This is a genomic window from Kitasatospora sp. NPDC088134 (genome assembly GCF_044741705.1).
In the GTDB taxonomy this organism is placed as follows: domain Bacteria; phylum Actinomycetota; class Actinomycetes; order Streptomycetales; family Streptomycetaceae; genus Kitasatospora.
Genome location: NZ_JBIUTD010000037.1, coordinates 42,278 through 62,694 on the forward strand (window position 1 = coordinate 42,278; position 20,417 = coordinate 62,694).

The 20,417-nt window shown below is 73.7% G+C and carries 17 protein-coding genes, 1 tRNA gene and 1 pseudogene; 9 read left to right on the forward strand and 10 right to left on the reverse strand.

What is annotated here, in order from left to right; all coding sequences use genetic code 11:
* Positions 1 to 88: 88 nt before the first annotated feature.
* Both ACIOHG_RS34965 and ACIOHG_RS34970 read right to left on the reverse strand, forming a co-directional pair.
* Positions 89 to 931: a serine protease gene (locus ACIOHG_RS34965; RefSeq protein WP_400956930.1), complete on the reverse strand. Its 843-nt coding sequence runs from the start codon at positions 929 to 931 to the stop codon at positions 89 to 91.
* Between the two features lie 114 nt (positions 932 to 1,045).
* Positions 1,046 to 1,681, reverse strand: coding sequence for a TetR family transcriptional regulator (locus ACIOHG_RS34970; protein ID WP_400956932.1), 636 nt, complete (start codon positions 1,679 to 1,681; stop codon positions 1,046 to 1,048).
* A gap of 101 nt (positions 1,682 to 1,782) precedes the next feature.
* On the opposite strand from ACIOHG_RS34970, the gene ACIOHG_RS34975 reads away from it, so the two are divergent.
* Both ACIOHG_RS34975 and ACIOHG_RS34980 read left to right on the forward strand, forming a co-directional pair.
* Positions 1,783 to 1,935, forward strand: coding sequence for a hypothetical protein (locus ACIOHG_RS34975; protein ID WP_400956934.1), 153 nt, complete (start codon positions 1,783 to 1,785; stop codon positions 1,933 to 1,935).
* A 19-nt stretch (positions 1,936 to 1,954) separates the two neighbouring features.
* Entirely contained in the window at positions 1,955 to 2,209 is a 255-nt protein-coding gene (locus ACIOHG_RS34980) for a DUF4190 domain-containing protein (RefSeq protein ID WP_400956937.1), read from the forward strand.
* A 256-nt stretch (positions 2,210 to 2,465) separates the two neighbouring features.
* Here the strand turns inward: ACIOHG_RS34980 and gcl are convergent, their stop codons facing one another.
* The gene (gcl, locus tag ACIOHG_RS34985; RefSeq protein ID WP_400956939.1) at positions 2,466 to 4,247 is read right to left on the reverse strand and encodes a glyoxylate carboligase; all 1,782 of its coding nucleotides are present in this window, start codon (positions 4,245 to 4,247) and stop codon (positions 2,466 to 2,468) included.
* A 261-nt stretch (positions 4,248 to 4,508) separates the two neighbouring features.
* Between gcl and ACIOHG_RS34990 the strand changes: the two genes are divergently transcribed.
* Positions 4,509 to 5,162, forward strand: a complete 654-nt coding sequence (locus ACIOHG_RS34990) for an NAD(P)-dependent oxidoreductase (protein ID WP_400956942.1) — start codon at positions 4,509 to 4,511, stop codon at positions 5,160 to 5,162.
* A gap of 136 nt (positions 5,163 to 5,298) precedes the next feature.
* Here ACIOHG_RS34990 and ACIOHG_RS34995 read toward each other — a convergent pair whose 3' ends face one another.
* Positions 5,299 to 6,864, reverse strand: a complete 1,566-nt coding sequence (locus tag ACIOHG_RS34995) for an APC family permease (RefSeq protein WP_400956945.1) — start codon at positions 6,862 to 6,864, stop codon at positions 5,299 to 5,301.
* Positions 6,865 to 7,180: 316 nt separating this feature from the next.
* Between ACIOHG_RS34995 and ACIOHG_RS35000 the strand changes: the two genes are divergently transcribed.
* Positions 7,181 to 8,527 carry an acyltransferase gene (locus ACIOHG_RS35000; protein ID WP_400956948.1) on the forward strand — a complete coding sequence of 449 codons (1,347 nt, stop codon included), beginning with the start codon at positions 7,181 to 7,183 and terminating at the stop codon, positions 8,525 to 8,527.
* 42 nt (positions 8,528 to 8,569) lie between these two features.
* Positions 8,570 to 9,211 carry an HAD family hydrolase gene (locus ACIOHG_RS35005; RefSeq protein WP_400956950.1) on the forward strand — a complete coding sequence of 214 codons (642 nt, stop codon included), beginning with the start codon at positions 8,570 to 8,572 and terminating at the stop codon, positions 9,209 to 9,211.
* Here the strand turns inward: ACIOHG_RS35005 and ACIOHG_RS35010 are convergent.
* Complete coding sequence (locus ACIOHG_RS35010) at positions 9,168 to 9,728, reverse strand: flavoprotein (RefSeq protein WP_400956953.1); 561 nt, start codon at positions 9,726 to 9,728, stop codon at positions 9,168 to 9,170. The genes ACIOHG_RS35005 and ACIOHG_RS35010 overlap by 44 nt on opposite strands.
* 224 nt (positions 9,729 to 9,952) lie before the next feature.
* Positions 9,953 to 10,024 (reverse strand) — tRNA-Val (locus ACIOHG_RS35015).
* 180 nt (positions 10,025 to 10,204) lie between these two features.
* Between ACIOHG_RS35015 and ACIOHG_RS35020 the strand changes: the two genes are divergently transcribed.
* The gene (locus ACIOHG_RS35020) at positions 10,205 to 11,461 is read left to right on the forward strand and encodes a hypothetical protein (RefSeq protein WP_400956981.1); all 1,257 of its coding nucleotides are present in this window, start codon (positions 10,205 to 10,207) and stop codon (positions 11,459 to 11,461) included.
* Positions 11,462 to 11,627: 166 nt separating this feature from the next.
* Positions 11,628 to 11,843, forward strand: a complete 216-nt coding sequence (locus tag ACIOHG_RS35025) for a zinc ribbon domain-containing protein (protein ID WP_400956956.1) — start codon at positions 11,628 to 11,630, stop codon at positions 11,841 to 11,843.
* Between the two features lie 89 nt (positions 11,844 to 11,932).
* On the opposite strand, the gene ACIOHG_RS35030 is transcribed toward ACIOHG_RS35025, so the two are convergent.
* The 3 genes and pseudogenes from ACIOHG_RS35030 to ACIOHG_RS35040 form a co-directional block, all read right to left on the reverse strand.
* Positions 11,933 to 12,778 carry an HAD family hydrolase gene (locus ACIOHG_RS35030; protein WP_400956959.1) on the reverse strand — a complete coding sequence of 282 codons (846 nt, stop codon included), beginning with the start codon at positions 12,776 to 12,778 and terminating at the stop codon, positions 11,933 to 11,935.
* A gap of 31 nt (positions 12,779 to 12,809) precedes the next feature.
* Positions 12,810 to 15,313 (reverse strand): annotated as a pseudogene (locus ACIOHG_RS35035) (phosphoribosyltransferase).
* 274 nt (positions 15,314 to 15,587) lie between these two features.
* The gene (locus ACIOHG_RS35040; RefSeq protein WP_400956961.1) at positions 15,588 to 16,760 is read right to left on the reverse strand and encodes an HpcH/HpaI aldolase/citrate lyase family protein; all 1,173 of its coding nucleotides are present in this window, start codon (positions 16,758 to 16,760) and stop codon (positions 15,588 to 15,590) included.
* Positions 16,761 to 17,059: 299 nt separating this feature from the next.
* Between ACIOHG_RS35040 and ACIOHG_RS35045 the strand changes: the two genes are divergently transcribed.
* Positions 17,060 to 18,199, forward strand: a complete 1,140-nt coding sequence (locus ACIOHG_RS35045) for a TerD family protein (protein ID WP_400956964.1) — start codon at positions 17,060 to 17,062, stop codon at positions 18,197 to 18,199.
* Positions 18,200 to 18,298: 99 nt separating this feature from the next.
* On the opposite strand, the gene ACIOHG_RS35050 is transcribed toward ACIOHG_RS35045, so the two are convergent.
* Positions 18,299 to 19,042: a Tellurium resistance gene (locus ACIOHG_RS35050; protein ID WP_400956983.1), complete on the reverse strand. Its 744-nt coding sequence runs from the start codon at positions 19,040 to 19,042 to the stop codon at positions 18,299 to 18,301.
* A gap of 226 nt (positions 19,043 to 19,268) precedes the next feature.
* Between ACIOHG_RS35050 and ACIOHG_RS35055 the strand changes: the two genes are divergently transcribed.
* The gene (locus ACIOHG_RS35055) at positions 19,269 to 20,369 is read left to right on the forward strand and encodes a DUF2637 domain-containing protein (RefSeq protein WP_400956967.1); all 1,101 of its coding nucleotides are present in this window, start codon (positions 19,269 to 19,271) and stop codon (positions 20,367 to 20,369) included.
* Positions 20,370 to 20,417 lie beyond the last annotated feature (48 nt).

Genomic DNA, 20,417 nt, shown 5'->3' on the forward strand with positions numbered 1-20,417 from the left:
TGTCCGGGCGGGAACGCGTCCGGGCAGGAACGCGTCCGGCCACCCGCGGGAAGGGGGTTCGCGGGTGGCCGGACGGGAGCGGGCGCGACTACGGGCGGGGCAGCACGCAGCCTGCCCTGGTCAGGTCGAGCACGTTGCCCGGGGCGAAGCAGTTCGGGATGGTGTAGGTCTCCTGGGCGTAGTTGATGCCTTGACGGACCGTCACCGTGCCGTTCTGGTCGACCTCGCAGGGATTGTCGACGGTGCAACGCTCACCGTTCTCGTTGCCGGTGTTGTTCACGGCGACGACCTGGCCGCTGGCGGCGTCGACCACCGGGGAGCCGGAGGTGCCGCCGATGGTGTCGCAGGCGGAGGTGTAGCGGACCGAGTCCTTGAAGGTCCAGCCGCCCTCCTTGAGGCGGTACACGAAGCCGTCCACGTTGCAGGAGTAGATCTTCTTCCAGTAGCCGGAGACCACCTTGATCGCACTGCCGGCCACCGGGTGGGTGGTGGCCATGGTCAGCGGGGACACCCCGTAGCGGCTCTTGATCGTGGCGTAGCTGCTGCCCAGCCGGTAGAGCGTGACGTCGGTGTCGGTCATCGTCGAGTAGAGCACCCGGTTGGCCCGGACGGTGCCGAGGCTGCTGCCACTGGCGCTCAACAGGGTGAAACTGCGGCTGGAGGACTGGTTGGTGACGACCTGTCCGGGGTTCGGCATGCCGGACTCCAGGCAGTGGCCGTTGGTGAGGATCAGGCCGGGGTCGCTGTCGACCGAGTTGGGCATCCGCACCAGCGAGCCGGAGCAGTTGCTGAGTGCGACCGTGCCGGAGAAGTTCACCGTGACGGCGGGGGCGACCAGGGCCTGGGCGGCCGTGGCGGGGGCGGCGTTCACCAGGGCGGTGGCGCCGGTGACGAGGAGCGCGCAGAGCGCGCCGGTGAGCGGCTTCTTCATGAGGGTGCCTCTCAAGGGGCGTGGGGGTGGGGGTCCCACGGGGTCCACCTAAATTGGCGCGCCCATGACAGACTGTCAAGACCCCCGCCTCCGACACCTCCCGCCGACGGGCCGTCAGTCGGCCTTCCAGTGGCGGCTGCCCAGGTTGATCAGCCGCAACTGGGTGCGCACCGTTGCCGCCAGCGCCGCCCGGCCCGCCGGGTCCGCCTCCACCAGCGCCAGCGCGGTCGACACCATCCGGTCCACGTACAGCTCCGCCAGCATCCGCCGGTCCGCCGCCGACCAGTCCGCGGTGTCCGGCTGGACAGCCAGCAGCTGGGCCAACTCCTCGGCGAAACGCGCCAGTTCGGCGGCGACCGCGTCCCGTACCGGCTTCACCCCGCCGTGCCGCTCACGGGCCAGGAACCGGATGTACGCCGGGTGCGCGGCCACGTGCGCGGCGATCACCTCGACCGAGCGGTCGATCAGCCGCTCCGGGTCGCCCGCGCCCGCGAACACCGCCCGGACCATCTCGTGCAGGTTCGCCAGCGACTCCTCCACCAGCACCACGCCCAGCTCGGCCAGGTCCGCGAAGTGCCGGTAGAACCCGGCCGGGGAGAGGCCGGCGGCCCGGGTCACCTCGCGGACACCCAGGCCGCTCAGGTTCTGCTGCTCCAGCAGGCCGAGCGCGGCGTCCAGCAGGGCGCGGCGGCTGGCCTGCTTCTGAACCTGGCGGGCACCGGGGGGCGGGGTCGTCGTGGGGGTCGTCACGGGGTTCAGTAAACAACTGTTTGCCGAATTTGGCGAGCCCCGCTAGAGTACTGACCAACACTCAGCGAACACTTGTTAACCGAAGTCGGAAGGAGTCCGCCGTGCTGCTTGTCGCCCTGCTCGCCCTCGGCCTGCTCGCCGGGGCCGCCGCCCACCTGCCCGGGCCGGTCTTCCTCACCGCCGCGGCCGCGATCTCCGGCTGGCTGCTGCTCTTCGCCGCCCGCGAACGACTCGGCCGCACCCGCCGTCACTGACCCTTCGGGAGCCTCCGCCATGCACGACACCCGCCGCACCGCCGCCGAGGCCGACCAACTCGCCGTCGCCTCCTTCGTCCTGGGCCTGCTCGGACTCCTCTTCTTCAACCTCGTCCTCGGCCCCATCGCCCTCACCCTCGCGGCCGTCGCCCTCCGCCGCCGCACCACCCGCCCGGCCCGCGCCCTCCTCGGCCTCACCCTCGGCCTCGCCGACCTCGCCCTCCTCGCCACCACCCTGCACACCGCCCACGGCACCCTCTGGCACCTCGGCTGAACCAGGGCCCAGCCCGGGGAGCGAAGCTCCGTTCTGGGCCCGCTGGGAGCGAAGCTCCAGGGGCCCGGGGAACGGCGGAGCCGAGTGGCGGGCGTCCAACAGGCTGCGAGGCGCCACCCCGTTTCGGGCCGAAGGTCTTTTGGCCGACGCCCCGTAGCGCCCCACTGTGCCCCGGCCCCTCGCCCCTCGGCCCCGCCGTTCCCCGGGCCCCTGATGACTCAGCGTCTGCCGCAAAGTTCCACGGGCCCCTGACTGCTCAGGAGTTGAGCGGGAGGATCGCCGTCGGCGCGTCCTCCGGCGAGGTGGCGAGCTCCTCCCACTCCATGACCTTGTCGATGTCCGCGGCCGCCATCGAGATGTTGGTGACGCGCTCCAGGATCGCCTCGACCACCACCGGGACGCGGAACTCCGCGGCGAGCTTCTTCGCCTGCTCGAACGCCGGCAGCAGTTCCTCCGGCCGGGTCACCCTGATCGCCTTGCAGCCCAGCCCCTCGGCCACCCGGACGTGGTCGACGCCGTAGACACCCAGCTCGGGGGCGTTGACGTTCTCGAACTCCAGCTTGACCTGGAAGTCGATGTCGAAGTTCCGCTGGGCCTGCCGGATCAGGCCCAGGTAGGCGTTGTTGACCAGCACGTGGACGTAGGGGATGCGGTGCTGCGCGCCGACCGCCAACTCCTCGATCATGAACTGGAAGTCGTAGTCGCCGGAGAGCGCGACCACCTGCCCGTCCGGGTCGGCGGTGGCGACGCCGAGCGCGGCGGGGATCGTCCAGCCGAGCGGGCCGGCCTGGCCGCAGTTGATCCAGTGGCGGGGCTGGTAGACGTGCAGCAGCTGCGCGCCGGCGATCTGCGAGAGGCCGATGGTGGTGACGTACCGGGTCTCGGGGCCGAAGGCGCGGTTCATCTCCTCGTAGACGCGCTGCGGCTTGAGCGGGACGTCGTCGAAGTGGGTCTTGCGCTGCAGCGCGGCCTTCCGCTCCCGGGTGCTCGCGGCCCACTCCCGACGGTCCTTCAGCCGCCCGGCGGCGGCCAGTTCGCGGGCCGCCGCCAGCAACAGCACCAGCGCGGCCTTCGCGTCGGAGGCGATCCCGAGGTCGGGGGCGAAGATCCGGCCGATCTGGGTGGGCTCGACGTCGATGTGGACGAACTTCCGGCCGGCGGTGTAGACGTCCAGGCCGCCGGTGTGGCGGTTGGCCCAGCGGTTGCCGATGCCGAGGACGAAGTCGGAGGCGAGGAAGTTCTCGTTGCCGTAGCGGTGCGAGGTCTGCAGGCCGACCAGGCCGGCGTTCAGCTCGTGGTCGTCGGGGACGACGCCCCAGCCCATCAGCGTCGGAACGACCGGGACGCCGGTCAACTCGGCGAATTCCCGCAGGAGTTCGGCCGCGTCCGCGTTGATGACGCCGCCGCCGGCCACGATCAGCGGGCGCTCGGACTCCTGGAGCAGGGCGAGCGCCTTGTCGATCTGGACCCGGTTGGCGGCGGGCCGGTGGACGGGAAGCGGCTGGTACGCCTCGGGGTCGAACTCGATCTCGGTGAGCTGGACGTCGATCGGCAGGTCGACCAGGACGGGGCCGGGCCGGCCGGAGCGCATCAGGTGGAAGGCCTGCTGGAGGACGCCGGGGACCTGCGCGGCCTCCAGCACGGTCGTGGCGGCCTTGGTGACGGGCCGGGCGATCGAGGCGATGTCGACGGCCTGGAAGTCCTCCTTGTGCAGGCGGGCGACCGGGGCCTGGCCGGTGATGCACAGGATCGGGATCGAGTCGGCGATCGCCGAGTACAGGCCGGTGATCATGTCGGTGCCGGCCGGACCCGAGGTGCCGATGCAGACACCGATGTTGCCCGCCTTCGCCCGGGTGTAGCCCTCCGCCATGTGCGAGGCGCCCTCGACGTGCCGGGCCAGGGTGTGCCGGATGCCGCCGGACGCCTTGAGCGCGGCGTAGAAGGGGTTGATCGCGGCCCCGGGCACGCCGAACGCGACCTCGACGCCTTCGAGCTTGAGGATCTCCACGGCCGCGCGGGCGGCTGTCATGCGGGGCATCGGCTACTCCTGCCGTCGGCGCTTGCTTCCGCTATGCGGAAGAACATTTTTGTCATGCGAAAGCAAGCTAGGCCGGGCCATCCGGGGCGTCAAGGTGCGTTTCAACAAAACGTTGCAAGCCAACCCCTCGCCACCCCTCGGCCCCACCCCTGCCGCTGTCCGTTTTTCACCACACCCTGTCGGCCCGCCACCTCGCCGAACCGGACCGACCCGCCGTACGGTCGTTGCGAAGACCGAAAACGACAGACGGGACGATCCGACATGAGCAGCACCATCACCCTGTACGGCGCCACCGGCACCATCGGCTCCCGCGTCCTGGATGAGGCGCTGCGCCGCGGCCACACCGTCACCGCGGTGGTCCGCGACCCGGCGAAGCTGACGCTGACCCACCCGGCGCTGACCGTGGTGACCGGCGACGTGCTGGACCCGGCCTCGGTGGCCGAGCACGCCAAGGGCGCGGACGTGGTGGTCAGCGCGGTCGGCGGCGGCGACGGGCCGGGCCACCAGGCGCTGATCGCGCCGTCCTTCGAGTCGCTGGTGACGGGGCTGCGCACGCTGGGCGCGGACGCGCCGCGACTGGTCACGGTGGGCGGCGCGGGCTCGCTGCGCACCCCGGACGGCAAGCAGGTCTGGGACGCCGAGGGCCTGCCGGAGTTCCTGCTGCAGATCATGCACGCGCACGGCGACGCGCTGGACTTCCTGCGCACCGTCACCGACGTCCGCTGGACCAACGTCTCCCCGGCGGGCACCATCGCGCCGGGCGAGCGCACCGGCACCTACCGGGTCGGCCTGGACGACCTGCTGATCGGCGCGGACGGCGAGAGCCGGATCTCCACCGAGGACTACGCGGTGGCGCTGCTGGACGAGATCGAGCACCCGAAGCACCTCGGCGAGCGCTTCACCGTCGCGTACTGATCCCGTCCGCGCACCGATCCCGTCCGCGTACTGATCCCGTCCGCGTACTGATCCCGCCCGCGCACCGATCCGTCGCACGACATGCCGAGGGCCCCGAACCACCGGGTGGTCGGGGCCCTCCGGCGTGCTCCCCGGCTCAGTCGGGGACGACCAGGGCGGGGGTGTCGCGGGTGAGCACCTCGCCGCGGAAGAACGCGGGGCTGCGCCGGGTCATCACGGCCATCACCAGCAGGCCGAGCGCCAGCAGTCCGGCCCCGACCACGAAGACCGAGCCGACGCCGAACACCGAACTGCCGCTGCCGTAGGACGGATCGACCATGTCGACCAGCGACTTGCCGAAGATCCCGGCCAGGGTGAGCCCGCCGAGCAGCGGGAAGACGCACCTGAGCAGCGCGTAGCGGAACGAGCCGCGCAGGTCGGCGCGGAAGTACCAGGCGCAGGCGAAGGCGGTCAGCGAGTAGTAGAAGCAGATCATCAGCGTCAGCGCGGCGATGGTGTCGGCCAGCACGTGCGAGCTGACCAGGGTCATCACGGTGTAGAACGCACCGGTGCCGACGCCCGCGGTGACGATCGCCCGGCCGGGCGTCTTGTAGCGCTCGTTGACGCCGGTGAAGGACGGCGGCAGCGCCTCGTAGACGCTCATCGCCAGTACGGTGCGGCTGACCGGGATGAAGGTGGTCTGCAGGCTGGCGGCGGCGGAGGCCAGCACGGCGACGAACAGCAGCACGCCGAGCACCGGGCCCATCACCGGTCCGGCCAGCACGGCGAGCACGTTGGAGGAGGTCTCCGGGTTGCCGAGGCCGGTGCCGGTGGTGCCGACGCCCGCGTACATCTGCACCGCGACGGCGGTGAACAGGTAGGAGCCGACCAGCACCGCCATGGCCAGCAGCGCGGCCCGGCCGGGGGTCTTCTCGCTGCCGCCGGTCTCCTCGTTGGCGCTCAGGCAGGCGTCCCAGCCCCAGTACATGAAGAGCGAGAGCGACAGGCCCGCGACGAAGGAGGTGAAGGAGCTGGCCTGGAACGGGTTCAGCCAGCTCCAGGAGAAGGGCAGCGAGCCCGCCGCGCCGTGGCCGGCGGACTTGGTGATCGCCATCGCGCCGAACAGGCCGAGCACCGCCAACTGGAGCCCCACCAGGGCGTACTGGACGCCCTTGGTGGCCGTCATGCCGCGGTAGCTGATCAGCGTGGCGACCGCGATCAGCGCCAGGCAGGTGAGCACGTGGACCAGCCGGTTGTCGTTGAGCGCGGTGACCGCGTCGCTCCGGGTGATCTCGCCGAGCAGCAGGTACAGGTACTCGGTGGCGACGCCCGCGAGGTTGGAGAGCACGATGATGGTCGCCACCACCAGGCCCCAGCCGCACATCCAGCCGACCTTCGGGCCGAACGCCTTCACCGTCCAGGTGAAGGAGGTCCCGCTGTCGGGGATCGCCTTGTTCAACTCCCGGTAGGCGAAGGCCACCAGCATCATCGGCAGGAAGCCGGCCAGGAACAGCGCCGGCATCTGCAGGCCGACGGCGGCCACCGTGGTGCCGAGGGTGGTGGTCAGGCAGTACACCGGGGCGACGGTGGACACGCCGATCACGGCGTTGCCGAGCAGGCCCACCGAGTTGCTGTTGAGGCCCTTGGACCGGACGCCGCCGGGGGCGTCCGCACCGGCGGCGACCTCGGCGCCGGCCCGCGGGCGGTTGTCGAGCTGAACCATGCGGGAACCGTAACCCCCACTGTTTCCGCAGCTCACCACGGTCGAAGCCGGACGATCGCCTGCGTTTCATCGGAATGATAGGGTCTACTCCCGTTGATTACATGATTTTTAACTGGAAATTGCCTTCGTTTCAGGCCGCTCCATGGGCGTGGAGCCGGGGACGAAAACCGCAGACGGTGTTATTTCCGGCTTTTCGACCAGCAACGTGAGAAACACCACACACCCTCCCGAACCGGAACCGTCCGTTCGGGCACCTCTGGTTCCCGCCGCCCGCCGCCCCTATCGTTCCCCCCGTCACTCCAGGGAGGGGACCGGCATGACCGGCACGCTGACGTCCGAGACCGACACCCGCACCGTCCGGGCCGGCCGCCCCGGGCCGGGGCCGATCCGCTGCTCCGTCGGCGACCTGCTGCTCGCCGACCTCCCGGTCTCCGTGGTGCTGTTCCACGAACACGCCCTCGACCCCGAGGTCCTCGCCGACGGCCTCGCCCTCGCCCTCGACCGGCTCCCCGAGTTCGCCGGCCGGCTGCGCACCACCGACGACGGCGACCTGTGGATCGACACCGACGACGCCGGCGTCCCCTTCACCGTCGCCGACTCCCCCCACACCCTCACCGAGGCCTTCGACCGGATGGTGCTGCCCGCCGGTGGGCTGGTCGACCACGTCCGCGCCGCCGAGGCCCGCCGCGGCGGCCACCCGCTGCTCACCGTCCGGCTCAACCGCCTCGCCGACGGCGGCAGCGCCCTTGGCATCTCCTGGCACCACGCCGTCGGCGACATGCAGACCTTCGCCACCCTGCTGCGCACCTGGTCCGCCTGCACCGAGGGCACCCCGCTCCCCGCGGTCGAACGCGCCGCCGACCGCGACCGCCACCTCGACGCGCACCTGCCCGAGCACGACAGCGGCACCCCCGCCCTCCGGCTCCCCGCCCCGGCCGAGAGCGCCGAACTCCGCCGCTCCTTCGCGGCCGCTGCCCTCGCCAACCGCACCGTCCAGGTCTGGTTCTCCGCCGAGGAGACCGAGCGGCTGCGCACCGCACTCTCCGCCGAGGCCGGCCGCCGGCTCTCCGCCAACGACGCCCTCTGCGCCCACCTGCTGCACGTCCTGCGCGAGGCCGACGGCGCCGACGCGGACGAGCAGACCCTCACCATGCCGGTCAACCTGCGCCGCGTCCTCGGCCTGCCCGACGGCGCGCTCGGCAACCTGCTCGGCGAGATCCGGCTGCCCTGGCGGCCCGGCACCACCCCCGCCCGGTACGCGGCCGAACTCCGCACCGCAGTCGAGGAGTTCACCGAGAAGCACCTCAGCGTCCGGAGCAACCTGCGCTTCCTCGACGCCGTCGGCCGGGACCGGGTAGCCGACTGCGTCCCGGTCGGCTTCGACCCCGCCCGCCGCACCCTCACCCTCTCCAGCTGGTGCCGCCTCGGCCTCCAGGACCTCCCACTGGCCGGCCACCTCCCTCTCGCCTTCAGTCCCGCCGCCACCCTCCAACTCCCCTGGACCTCCTGGCTGGTGGAGGGCCCCGCCGGCCATGGCCACCTCTGGACCGCCGTCCTCCCCACCCGCACCGCCGCCCGCCTCCGCAGCGCCGCCGCCCTGCTCCACCCCTACCGCACGGACGACGACCCGCGCCCCGCCCTCGCGCCCCGCAAGCTCCTCTGACGAGCCGTCAATGTCCTTTTCCGCTCTGGTTACCCTTCTCCCATGGACATCGATGCGGTGGTGTTCGACGTCGGCAACACGCTGACCGACGACACCCGGTACTGGCGGGACTGGGCCGACTGGCTGGGCGTGCCCGCGCACACCATGTCCGCGCTGGTCGGCATGGTGGTCGCCGAGGGGCGCGACAACGCCGACGCGATCCGCATCCTGCGCCCCGGCTGCGACGTGGGCGCCGAGTGGCGGGCCCGGCAGGCCGCCGGACGGGGCGAACGGCTCACCGAGGACGACCTGTACCCCGACGTCCGGCCCGCGCTCGGACGGCTACGGGCCGCCGGACTCTGGGTCGGCGTCGCCGGCAACCAGAACGCCGCCGTCGGCCCACTGCTGCGCGGACTCGACCTGCCCGCCGACGCGATCGCCACCTCCGCCGAGTGGGGCGCCGCCAAACCCTCGCCGAACTTCTACGCACGGCTCACCGCCTGGGCCCCCACGCCCCCGCACCGCACCCTCTACGTCGGCGACCACCCGGCCCACGACATCGCCCCCGCCCGCGCCGCCGGCCTGCGCACCGCCCACCTCCGACGCGGACCGATCGGCCTCACCACCACCGCCCCGGACGCCGACCTCACCGCGGACTCGCTCAGCGCACTCGCGGACCTGCTGCTGCCCCGTCCCCGCCCTTGAGCCGGAGCGCCCTGGTCACCGCGTCCAGCCCCGCCTCCCAGTCGAAGCCGGCGTCCTCGGCCTCCAGCACCTCCATCCCGGCCTCCCGCAACACCGCGAGACTGCGGGCGTACTGGGGGTGTGCGGCGAGCGCCGCATTGACACAGGGCGCCACCAGCACCGGGACGCCCTTGCCCGCCGCCTCGGCCGCGTAGCCGACCACCCAGGAACCGGTCAGGCCGAGCGCCAGGCTGTTGACCGAGTTGAACGTCGCCGGGGCGAACAGCACCGCATCCGCGGGCGGCAGCACGTCCGGCTGCCCCGGCCACCGGTACGTGCTCTTCACCGGGTGCCCGGTCAACTCCTCCAACTCCGGCACCCGCCCCTCCAACCAGGCCCGCGCCGCCGGAGTCAGCCCCACCGCGACGTCCCACCCCCGGCCCAACGCCGACCGCACCACCCCACCGATCCCCGGCACCACCCCCGCCGCCGAAGCGAACAGGTACACCACCGGCCGCCCGGCCCCCACGTCTCCCATCCCGCCATGCAACCCGCTCCCCCGTCCCCCACGCAACGCCCGGCCATCGGAGGGCACACATCATGATCCTTCAGGGGGAAATCGGGAGACGGTCTTCGCCGTGGCCGCTCCCCGTCCCCTCCCCGGCCGCCGGCACCGACCCCGGCCCCGGAAACGCAAACGGCCCGGGCCGGAACTTCCGCTCCGACCTGGGCCTTTGAGTGCTTCACCACTACTCACGAGGGTGGGCGCAGACGGTTTCGAACCGCCGACATCCGCCTTGTAAGGGCGGCGCTCTACCGCTGAGCTATGCGCCCTCGTCGCGGTGGACCGGCAGGCCGGTCGCACGACGAATGGACAGACTACCTGGTCCGGGGAGTGCTTCGCCGCCGTGTCCGGAAGGGGGATTCCGCGGGGGGTGCCGGGCGGGGCGGGTGATCGGCAAGAATGGCGGGGAAGCGACGGGACGGTACGGAGCAGGGAGCGGCGTGGTGAGGGTGGCCGGCGGCGGTGGCGGGGGACGGGGCGGCGGCTGGTGGGGCGGCGGCCGCCGGGACGCCGCGCGGGAGGACGCCCGGGCGGCCCGGGAGGCGGCCCAGGAGTCCTTCTACGAGTTGGACTCCGCCCAGCGGGACGCGCTGCTCGCGGTCGAGACGGTGAAGTCCGCGGGCGAGCCCGCCACCTCCCGCCGGGTCGAGCAGGACTTCGCCGACCTGACCGCCCGGATCGACCAGGTCACCGTCGCCTACCTGGGTGCGCTGGACGCCGTCGACCTGGACTCGGCCGAGGTCGACCCGGGCGCCGTCGCCCGGGCCCGGCAGCAGCTCGACCAGGCCAAGCGCGAACTGGACGCCAAGCGCGCCGAACTGGGCACCTTCGTGAGCCGGTTGCAGCCGCTGGTCGAGCACGCCGAGGCGCAGCTGATCCGGGTCACGCCCGCCGTGGAGCGGGCCAAGCAGGCGCTGCTGGCCGCGACCACCGCCCTCGAACAGGCCCGGGGCGCCGGGCTGCGGGCCGACGACCTGGCGGCCCGGCTGGCCGAGCTGGCCCCGGAGCTGACCAGGCTGAACCAGGGCGTCTCGCAGCACGGCGTGCCCGCCACGCTGCAGCGCGCCGAGGACGTGGCCCGACGGGCCGAGGAGGTCCGGGCCGAGGCCGTCCGGCTGCCGGAGCGGGCGGGCGAGATCGACCGCCGGGTCGGCACCCTGCGGACCAGGATCGACGCCCTGGAGAACCGGGCCGGGACGGTCGACCCGGCGCTCAGCGACCTGCGCCGCCGCTTCTCGCTGGCCTGCTGGCAGGACCTGCAGCACGTGCCCGCGCAGACCGCGGACGCCGTCCGCAACGCCCGGGCCCGGCTGACCGAGGCGGTGCGGGCCCGGGACGAGCAGCGCTGGGCGGACGCCACCGCGGCGATCGGCACCGTGCGGGCGCTGCTGGACACCGCCGAGGGTTCGGTGTCCGCCGTGAACGAGCGGCTGCGGCAGCTGAACGAGGTGCAGCGCGACCCGCAGCAGGAGATCGAGCGGGCCCGGTTCGCGCTGCGCGACGCGCAGCGGCTCGCCATGGCCGGACGCCAGGCCCCGGACCCGCGGCACGCCGGACCGCTGGACGCGGCGGTGGCCCGGCTGGACCGCGCCGTGGCCTCGCTGGAGGACGCTGGCCGCCACCCCGACTACTGGGCCTTCCTGACCGAGCTGGTGGCCGTCCGGGAGACGGCGGCCGAGGTGGTCACCATGATCCGCGGCCACTGAGCGACCGCTGGGAGCAACCGTCGGAAGCGGACAGCGGGAGTAAACACCGGAAGCCGAGCACCGGACGGCCGGAGCAGCAAGACCAGAAGGGGCAGGAGGACAGGAGGAGCAGCCGCCGGTGCCCGCTTCGCCGGGTGTCCGGTGCCCGCTGGGTACCCTGCTCGGTATGCCTCGCTACGACTTCCGCTGCCGCGCCTGTGGCGCGACCTTCGAACTGAGCCGCCCGATGGCCGAAGCCAACGACCCGGCCACCTGCCCGCAGGGGCACCCCGACACCGTCAAGCTGCTCTCCACCGTCGCCGTCACCGGCGGGGCGGCCGGCTCCCCGGCGCCCAGCGGTGGTGGCGGGGGCGGCTGCTGCGGCGGTGGCTGCTGCGGCTGAGCCCGAAACCGCAGCCCGAAACCGCAACCCGGAACCGGGGCCGGGTCCGGGGCGTGCGCCCGGACCCGGCACCCACGGCTGACGGGCCGTCAGGCCGTGACGGGGACGGTTGCCCCCGAGCGGACCCGTTCCAGCATCTGGCGGATGATCTCCTCGCCCGCCGAGACGCCGATCTCGGTGAGCGCGGTGACGCCCTCCGCCGTCCAGCCGGTCTCGGCGAGCTCGCCGTGGCCGGGGCGCCAGCCGTGGTCGGCGGCGAGCAGGAGTTCGGCGTCGAGCAGCGAGTCGCCGGCGGTGAGGACCGTCCGCGCGCCGGTGCGCTCGCGGACCTCGGCGAGGGCGGCGCTCTTGGAGAGCGGCGCGGGGACGGCGTAGACCTTGCGGCCCTGGAGCGAGACCGTCCAACCGCGTTCGGCGCACCAGGCGGTGAGCTCGTCGATCCAGCCGGCCGGGAGTTCGGCGCGCTCGACCACCAGGTAGGCGAAGAGCTCGTCGGCGACCCGGCGCTTGTGGGTCCACTCGGGGTCGGCGGCGATCGCCAGGTGCTCGACCACCTCGGCGACGGGGGCGCTGGCGGCCGCCAGCCGGGCCCGGATCTCGTGGTGCCAGTCGAGGTCGGGGACTCCGTCGACGAGCAGGTGGCCGCCGTTGGCGCAGACCGCGTACGGGGGGATCCAGCCCGGCGTGGGGCCGGGGAGGTTGATCCGCTCGTACTGGGTGCGGGTGCGGGTGGTGATGGGGACGACCGGGACCTGCGCGGCGAGTTCGGCCAGCAGTTCGGCGGCCGTCTCGGTCATGAAGGAGAGCGCCTTGCCGTCGTGCACCTCCACCGAGAGCAGCCGGGGGGCGAGCCGGTCGGGCACGTCCAGGGCGAGCGCGCGGTTGGAGTAGACGAGGGTGCGGTCGAGGTCGCTGGCGACCAGGAACTGCGGCACGGGCGGGTTCTCCTTCGATCGGGGATGGGGCTCAGGGCTGGACGGCGGTGCCGTCCGCGCCGATGGCGCCCCGCGTGTAGCGCGGGTGGATCAGCCCGACGCAGGTGTAGGGCAGGTCGTCGGCCTCCTCGACCGGGACACCGCGCTGGGCGGCGAGCAGCCGCACGTGGTCGAGGTCGGCACCGGCGCCGCGGCGGGCCAGGATCCGCCAGGGGACGCGGCGCAGCAGCACCCGGGTGGTCTCGCCGACGCCGGGCTTGACCAGGTTGACGCTGTCGATGCCGTACTCGGCGCTGATCCGCTCGACGGCGGCCCAGCCCTCCCAGGTGGGGGTGCGGTCGGCGGCGGCGAGCCGGGCGGTCTCGGCGGCGACGGCGGGGCCGACGGACGGGAAGGCGGCGGCGACGGTGTCGACGAACTGCCGGGAGACGTCGGCGGCCGCGAGGTCCCGGTAGTACTTGGCGCCGTGGAACTCGCCCGGCCCGGTGAGGTCGGCGCGCAGCACGGTGCGGGAGATCAGGCCGGAGACGGTGGAGTTGAGGCAGGCGGAGGGGATCAGGAAGTCGTCGCGGGTGCCGTAGGTGCGCACGCAGCCGCCGGGGTCGGCGAGGACGGCGAGCTCGGGGTCGAAGCCGGTGCCGGCCAGCGCCCGGCCGAGCTCCCGGGTGATGGCGCCCTTGCCCGTCCAGCCGTCGACGAAGACCACGTCGGCGGGGCGGTGGTGGGCGGCGAGGTAGTGCAGGGCGGTGGTGTCGATGCCGCGGCCGCGGACGATGGAGACGGTGTAGTGCGGCACGTCGAGGCCGTGGGCGTGGGCGAGCCAGCGGCGGATCAGGACGCCGACGGGGGTGCCGGCCCGGGCCAGCGAGGCCAGCACCAGGTGCGGGCCGCGCTCGCGCAGCAGGGTCTCGGCGACGACGCCGACGGCGGTGGCGAGGCGGGTGGTGGAGGCGGCCAGCGCGGTGTGGAACAGCTGCTGGTACTCGGGGCTGGGCTGGTACTCGACCGGGAGCGATTCGGCGTAGTGGGCGCCGCCGGACTGGACGGCCTCCTCGCGCTCCTCGGTGGGCGCTTCGAGCGGGACGTCGGAGAGGTCCTTGAGCAGCCAGGTGACGTCCGCGGCGGGGTAGCTGGAGAAGGCCGGCCCGTGCAGCGGGCGGGCGGCGGGCGGAGCAGGGGCGGTGTGTGCGGTCATGCCGGGCCTTCGTCGAGGTGTGCAGGGTGATGCTCGGTCAGCGGGTGGTCGGCGGTGCGTCGGTCGGGTGGCGCGGGGCGGTACGACGGGAGAACGGCGAGCACCACGTGGTCGGCGGCGGTGCGCAGTTGGGGCAGCAGGGCGTCGGGGCCGGTGTGCAGGGCGGGGGTGTCGGCGGGGTCGTCGACGACCAGGACGACGGTGTCGAAGCGGCGGGCGGGGTCGGTGCCGGGGGCGACGTTGTAGGCGTAGCGCTCGGTGGCGTCGGTGTCGGCGGGGTCGTCGTGGGCGGGGAAGGTCAGGCCGGTGCGGATGGCGTAGCCGGGGTGGTCGAGGGCGAGCACCGGGGAGCGGGTGGTGGTGGAGAACCGGACCTCGGCTGCGGGGAACTGCTGCTGGAGGGCGTCGGCGAGCCGCAGCGGGGCGTACATCAGCTCCTCGCAGCCGAGCACCAGGACCCGGCCGGGGCGGGGACCGACGGCGGCGGCGAGGGCGGTGCCGAGGGCGGGGAGGGCGGCCTCCAGGCGGCGGCGGTGGGCGGGGGTGAAGCCGTGCCGGCCGCCGTCGGGCAGGCCCTCGGGCCAGGGCAGCGGGGCCCTGGTCAGCCGGCCCGGCGCGCCGGTGGGGCGGGGCTGGGCGGGGGCGGCGTCGATCAGGGCGCGGGCCCGGTCGAGGACGCCCTCGGGGAGGTGGACGCCGCCGCCGGCGGTGGCCACCAGGTCGAGGCGGGCGCCGAGTTCGGCGGCGGCGGCGTGCAGCCGCTCGTGGTCGGCGGGGGTGCGCAGGTCGACCAGGGCGACCAGGACGTACCGCTCGCGGGGGTGGGCGGCGTGCAGGGCGCGGATGGTGTTGAGGACGGTGCTGCCGGTGGAGATCTCGTCGTCGACCAGGACCAGCGGGCCGTCGCCGGCCAGCAGGGCGGCGTCCTCGGGGAGCAGCAGGTGGCTGGTGGCGTGCGAGTGCTCCTCCTCGAAGCCGCCGAGCGGGGCGACGCCGGGGACGGGGCGGCGGGTGGAGTGCAGGTAGGGGGCGTCCAGGGCGTCGGCGACGCTGTGGCCGAGGGCGGTGGCGGTCTCCGCGTAGCCGAGCACGGCGGCGCGGGCGGTGTCGGCGGGGCCGAGCAGTTCGGCGACCCGGCGGCCGAGGTCGAGGCCGGCGCCGTGCACCACGGCGGGCCGCTGCGGGACGTGCTTGCCCAGCACCCGGGAGACCAGCAGGTGGGCGCGCTTGGGGTTGCGGCGCAGTGCGAGCCCGATCAGCGAGCCGAGCTCGGGGTCGCCGCTGAGGCGCAGGCCGAGCCGGTCGGTGACCCACTGGCCGGTCCAGACGTCGGCGGTCATCGGAACTCCTGTCACTGTGACGGGCGGTGCTGGTGGTGCTGTCGCTACGGGTGCTACGGGTGTTGCTGGTGGTGTCCGGCGGGGCGCACGGGTGTGCGCTCCGGGTTCGAGACTACGGGCCGCCCCGGGGCCCCCGGATCGGCCGACCGGCCGGAGAACGCCCGCCGATCAGTTGGAGAACGCCCGCCGACCGGCCGGAACCTCCGGGCCGATCGACTCCAACCCCCGCCCCGTCCGGTCGACGACCGGGTCGGCCGATCGGCTGAGGCCCCCGTCAGCCCACGCAGGCGGAGAGCAGTTCGGCGAACGAGACCTCGGCCCGGGCGACGCCGAACACCTCGGCGCGCAGCAGCACCCGCTCGGCCCAGGCCCGGTGCGGCTTGGCCTCGTTCATCTTGTTGGTGTACGCGGAGCGGCTCACCCCGCCGCCGCCGCGGTGCCGCTGCAGGATGTCCTGGGCGTCGCACAGCTCCTCGTGGGTGACCACGGAGAGCGCGTGCACGGCGGCGACGTGGCTGGGGTGGATGCAGGTCTTGCCGAGCAGTCCGTTGGCCCGGTCGAGTTCGATCTCCCGGATCAGGCCGTCCAGGTCGTGCTCGATCAGCCGCTGGCGGACCCGGTCGGCGGGCGGGGTGGCCGCGCTGAACGGGGTGCGGCGCAGTTGCGGCTTGAACATCCGCTCCTGGAGCGGGAAGTACTCCCAGACCGGCCCGGTGATGGTGTGGCCGGTGCCGTCGGCCCGGCCGAGCACGTTGACCACGTCGCCGATCACGCCGGCCACCAGGGCGACGTCGTAGGCGGTCAGGTCGGGCGAGCGGCGCAGCCCGTACGCGGAGCACAGGTCGGTGACGCCGAGCCGGACGGCGAGCACCCGGGGGCGGTGCTTGTCGAGCAGCCGGGCGATGCCGTGCAGCTGGTCGCGGCGGCTCTCCAGGTGGGCGAGTTCGGGCGATTCGAGGACCGGCATGACGAACAGCCGCTGCCCGGTGCGCTCCTCGGCGGCGGTCAGCGCCTCCAGGAACGGCAGGCCGCTGTCCTCGGTGAACTTGGGCACCACGAAGCCGCTGAGCAGGCGCAGCGCGGGGCCGAGCCGGGCGGCCAGGTCGGTGATCTGCTCGGGGGTGCGGACCCGGACGAACAGCAGCGGCAGTTCGGCGTCGGCGTCCTGGCCGGCGAGTTCGGTGAGCTGGGCGACCAGGTTGCGCTCGGCGTCGTCGACCTCGTGGTCGGCGATGGCGTCCTCCAGGCAGAGCACCATGGAGACCACGCCGCGGGCGGTCTGCTTGCGGACATCGCGGGCCAGCGTGGGCCGGGTGGCGGGGCTGTAGAGGGTGGCGCCGAGCGCGGTGGCCAGGACGGCGGCGTCGCTGTCCCGGTCGAAGGCGGCGGGCTGCTCGTGAAAGAGCCGGCTGCGGACGTCGTCCGCGAGATGCCCGAAGTGGCGCAAAATGCTCTCCCGCTCTGGTCTGTTGGGCCCCGCCGGGGGCGGGAACGGCTGTCGGCTCCTCACCAGTGGGACGGTCGGAGCGGCCGGATAGTTCGCCCGACGCGCCGGGACCGTCGCGGGGAGGGGCGTACCGGGGCCGTTGGCCGCTCATCGTACGGCCGGTTGACCCCGACACAGCAGTTCGAAACATCGAATTCTCGCAAGTTTGTCGGCACCGTCATCGGGACCGGGCGCGGGGGCGCGCCGATGCCGTGCCCCGCGTTGTCCCGGGCCGTGGGCAGGCGGCAGGATGGTGGGCTATGACGCACGTGATGGCGAAGGGCGCCAACATCCCGCTGACGGCCGCCGCCGTCCGCGCCGTCCTGCGCTGGACGGACGCCCCGGGCGTCCCGGACGTGGACGCCTCGGCCCTGCTGCTGGACGACCGGGGCAAGGTCCGCGACGACACCGACTTCGTGTTCTACAACCAGCCGCGGCACCCCTCCGGCCTGGTCCGCCACCTGCCGAAGCAGACGGCGGGCGGCGAGGTGTGGGACGCGCTGGAGATCGACCTGGCCCAGCTCCCGCCCGAGGTGGACCGGGTGGTGCTGGCCGGTTCCGCCGAGGGCGGCGCCTTCCCGGCGGTGCCGGGCCTGCGGGTGCTGCTGTTCGACGCGGGCGCGGCCGAGGGGACGCCCGCGCTGGCCGAGTTCGCGGTCGACGAGGACGAGCAGGTGACGGCGCTGGTCGCCGCCGAGCTCTACCGCCGCTCCGGCGGCTGGAAGTTCCGCGCCGTAGGCCAGGGCTACCTGGACGGCCTGGTCGCGCTGGCCACCGACTTCGGCATCGCGGTGGAGGACGGCGCGGCCGACGGCTCGCCCGCCGACCCGCGGCTGCTCCAGCAGGACGCCGGAGCGGACCGGCCCGCGCCGCTGCCGGTGGACGAGGAGGACTGGACGCTCGCCCCGGCCGCCCCGACCCCCGCGCCCGCCCCGGCGCCCGAGGAGCGCCCGGCCGCGCCGGTCGCCGCCCCGCCGCCCGTCCCGGTCACCGCCCCGCCGCCGCCCGCGCAGCCGCCGACCGCCCACCACGCCCCGCCGACCGGCGCGCAGCCGCCCGTCCCGGTGCCCGGCGGCTACGGCTACCCGCAGCCCCAGCAGCCCGGTTACGGCTACCCGCCGCCGCCCCCGCAACAGCAGCAACCGCCGCACCCGCAGGCCGGCGGCTACGGCTACCCCCAGCCGCAGGCGGGCGGGTACGGCTACCCGCAGGCCCAGCCCCGGCCCCAGCAGCCCGGCCCGGGCTACGGCTACCCGCAGCAGGGCACCCACCAGCAGCCCGCCCAGCAGCAACCCGCGCCCCAACCCGCACCGCAGCAGCCGGGCCCGCCGCCCGGCCCGCAGCAGTCCGGCCGGCCGTTCGCGCTGCCGCCGCAGGGCCCGCAGTTCCAGCCCCGCTGACCGCCGCGCACCGCAGCCGCCGAAGCACCACAGCAGCACCGCGGCAGCACCGCCCCACCCGGCCCGGGAGCGGGTCCTCCCGGGCCCGCCCCGGCGCCGTCAACTCCCGGGCCGCTCCGGCGTCTTGTAGCCGCGCTCCCACTGCATGCCGAAGCCGTACAGCCGGTCCAGGTCGGACTGGAAGCCGTGCACGTACCGCACCTCGCGGCGGATCGTCAGCTTGCCCTCGCCGTCGTTCTCGATCAGCACCACCGCGCACGAACGGGCCGCCGGGGCGCGCTCGTCCAGCTTGATCTCGATCCGCGGGCCGCTCTGCGGGACGATGGTCAGCACGGCGTGGGTGCGGTCGAAGGCGGGGGTGTCGTCGTAGATGTAGACGAAGATCAGCAGCCGCTTGAACTGGTCCTTCTTCTCCAGGTTGATGTGCATCGTCTCGCCGGAGGGCGCGCCCGACACGTCGTCGCCGGAGAGCTTGATGTACGGCGGCCGGTTCAGGTCGCCGAACAGCCGGCCCAGCGGCTGCACCACGCCCCGGGTGCCGTCGGCGAGTTCGTACATGCAGGCCAGGTCGAGGTCGACGCCGACCGGTGCGGACCCGGCGGTGGCGGGTTCCAGCGGGCGCAGGATGCGCGGGTCGAAGAAGCGGCGCAGCGCGCTGCCCGCGCCCGGCCGTTCGGCGCTGCGGGTCGACCAGTGCAGGTTGATGTACAGGTAGCCGGTGGTGGCCGCGGTGCCGGTGATGGCGTGGTGCGGATGCGACTTGGTCAGCGTGACCTTGAACTGCCCTCCGGTGTCGAAGCTGTCGCTGCGGTCCCCCTTCAGGAACTCCCACACCGAGACCATCGTGTCCTCCCCCAGCACCGGAACCTTCTCGCCTCTCCAATACCCACCCGAGGGGCCCTGAGTCAACGTCAGACCGCTGGCGCCCGCCGCTGGCAGAGGGATCGTCACTCCCGTACGATGCCCGCCCCCCGGACGCGATATCGTCTCTCCCGCACAGGTGTCCCGTGCGCCCCCCGTGCGTCACCTCCTTCCCCCTGCCCTGCGGAAAGCCGAGGCCCTCCCCGCGATGAACTTCTCCTCCATACAGCTGGTCTGGGCCGTGGTCGGCGGTGCAGCCCTGCTGTTCACGGCCATCCTGGTCGCCTTCCTCCGCTTCAAGAACAACAAGACCGACGAGAGCGGCGACTCCTGGGAGCGCAGCGAGGAGCGCCGGCGCCGCAAGGAGGCCGTCTACGGCGGCGCCTCGTACGTGCTGCTGTTCTGCTGCGCCGGCGTCGCGGCCGCGCTCTCGTTCCACGGCCTGGTGGGCTTCGGCCAGCAGAACCTGAACCTGTCCGGCGGCTGGGAGTACCTGGTCCCGTTCGGCCTGGACGGCGCGGCGATGTTCTGCTCGGTGCTCGCGGTCCGCGAGGCCAGCCACGGTGACGCGGCGCTCGGCTCGCGCATGCTGGTCTGGCTGTTCGCGATCGCCTCGGCCTGGTTCAACTGGGTGCACGCCCCGCGCGGCGGCTCGCACGACGGCGCCCCGCAGTTCTTCGCCGGCATGTCGATCTCGGCGGCCGTGCTGTTCGACCGGGCGCTGAAGCAGACCCGCCGGGCCGCGCTGCGCGAGCAGGGCCTGGTGCCGCGCCCGCTGCCGCAGATCCGGGTGGTCCGCTGGCTGCGCGCCCCGCGCGAGACCTACGCGGCCTGGTCGCTGATGCTGCTGGAGAACGTCCGCAGCCTGGACGAGGCGGTCGAGGAGGTGCGCGAGGAGCGCCAGGCGAAGCTGGACGCCAAGTCGCGCGCCCGCAGCGCCGACCGCCGCGAGCGGGCCGAGCTGAAGGCGATCGCCCGGCAGGGCGGCGTGCTGGCCCGGGCCCGGCACGCCCGGCAGGTGCCGGCGCTGGCCGCCGCGGGCGACGCCCCGTCCGCAACGGAGCCTGCCCTAGCCGCCGAGGAGACCACCCTGGACCGGGTGGGCGCCTCCGCCCTGGAGCCCGCCGCGCTGAACGCCGGCCGCCGCCCCCGCGCCGCCGTCGAGTCCACCGGCAGCTCCTCCGCGTCCTCCTCCCCGTACTCGTACTCGTCCAGCATCGACCTGACGACCGACGAGGACACCCTCTCGATGCCGAAGCTGGACTCGCTGGAGCGCAAGCTGCGCGCCATCGAGCAGCAGCTCGGCTAGCACCGCCGCGGTCACCGGAGAAGCAGACCGCACAGCAGCCGAAACAGC

What these genes read in the sequence shown, in the direction of transcription:
- ACIOHG_RS34965 (WP_400956930.1), bottom strand. Translation starts at nt 931, where the DNA reads ATGAAGAAGCCGCTCACCGGCGCGCTCTGCGCGCTCCTCGTCACCGGC.
- ACIOHG_RS34990 (WP_400956942.1), top strand. Translation starts at nt 4,509, where the DNA reads ATGAGCAGCACCATCACCCTGTACGGCGCCACCGGCACCATCGGCTCC.
- ACIOHG_RS34980 (WP_400956937.1), top strand. Translation starts at nt 1,955, where the DNA reads ATGCACGACACCCGCCGCACCGCCGCCGAGGCCGACCAACTCGCCGTC.
- ACIOHG_RS34995 (WP_400956945.1), bottom strand. Translation starts at nt 6,864, where the DNA reads ATGGTTCAGCTCGACAACCGCCCGCGGGCCGGCGCCGAGGTCGCCGCC.
- ACIOHG_RS35005 (WP_400956950.1), top strand. Translation starts at nt 8,570, where the DNA reads ATGGACATCGATGCGGTGGTGTTCGACGTCGGCAACACGCTGACCGAC.
- gcl (WP_400956939.1), bottom strand. Translation starts at nt 4,247, where the DNA reads ATGCCCCGCATGACAGCCGCCCGCGCGGCCGTGGAGATCCTCAAGCTC.
- ACIOHG_RS35000 (WP_400956948.1), top strand. Translation starts at nt 7,181, where the DNA reads ATGACCGGCACGCTGACGTCCGAGACCGACACCCGCACCGTCCGGGCC.
- ACIOHG_RS35010 (WP_400956953.1), bottom strand. Translation starts at nt 9,728, where the DNA reads ATGGGAGACGTGGGGGCCGGGCGGCCGGTGGTGTACCTGTTCGCTTCG.
- ACIOHG_RS35045 (WP_400956964.1), top strand. Translation starts at nt 17,060, where the DNA reads ATGACGCACGTGATGGCGAAGGGCGCCAACATCCCGCTGACGGCCGCC.
- ACIOHG_RS35025 (WP_400956956.1), top strand. Translation starts at nt 11,628, where the DNA reads ATGCCTCGCTACGACTTCCGCTGCCGCGCCTGTGGCGCGACCTTCGAA.
- ACIOHG_RS35055 (WP_400956967.1), top strand. Translation starts at nt 19,269, where the DNA reads ATGAACTTCTCCTCCATACAGCTGGTCTGGGCCGTGGTCGGCGGTGCA.
- ACIOHG_RS35050 (WP_400956983.1), bottom strand. Translation starts at nt 19,042, where the DNA reads ATGGTCTCGGTGTGGGAGTTCCTGAAGGGGGACCGCAGCGACAGCTTC.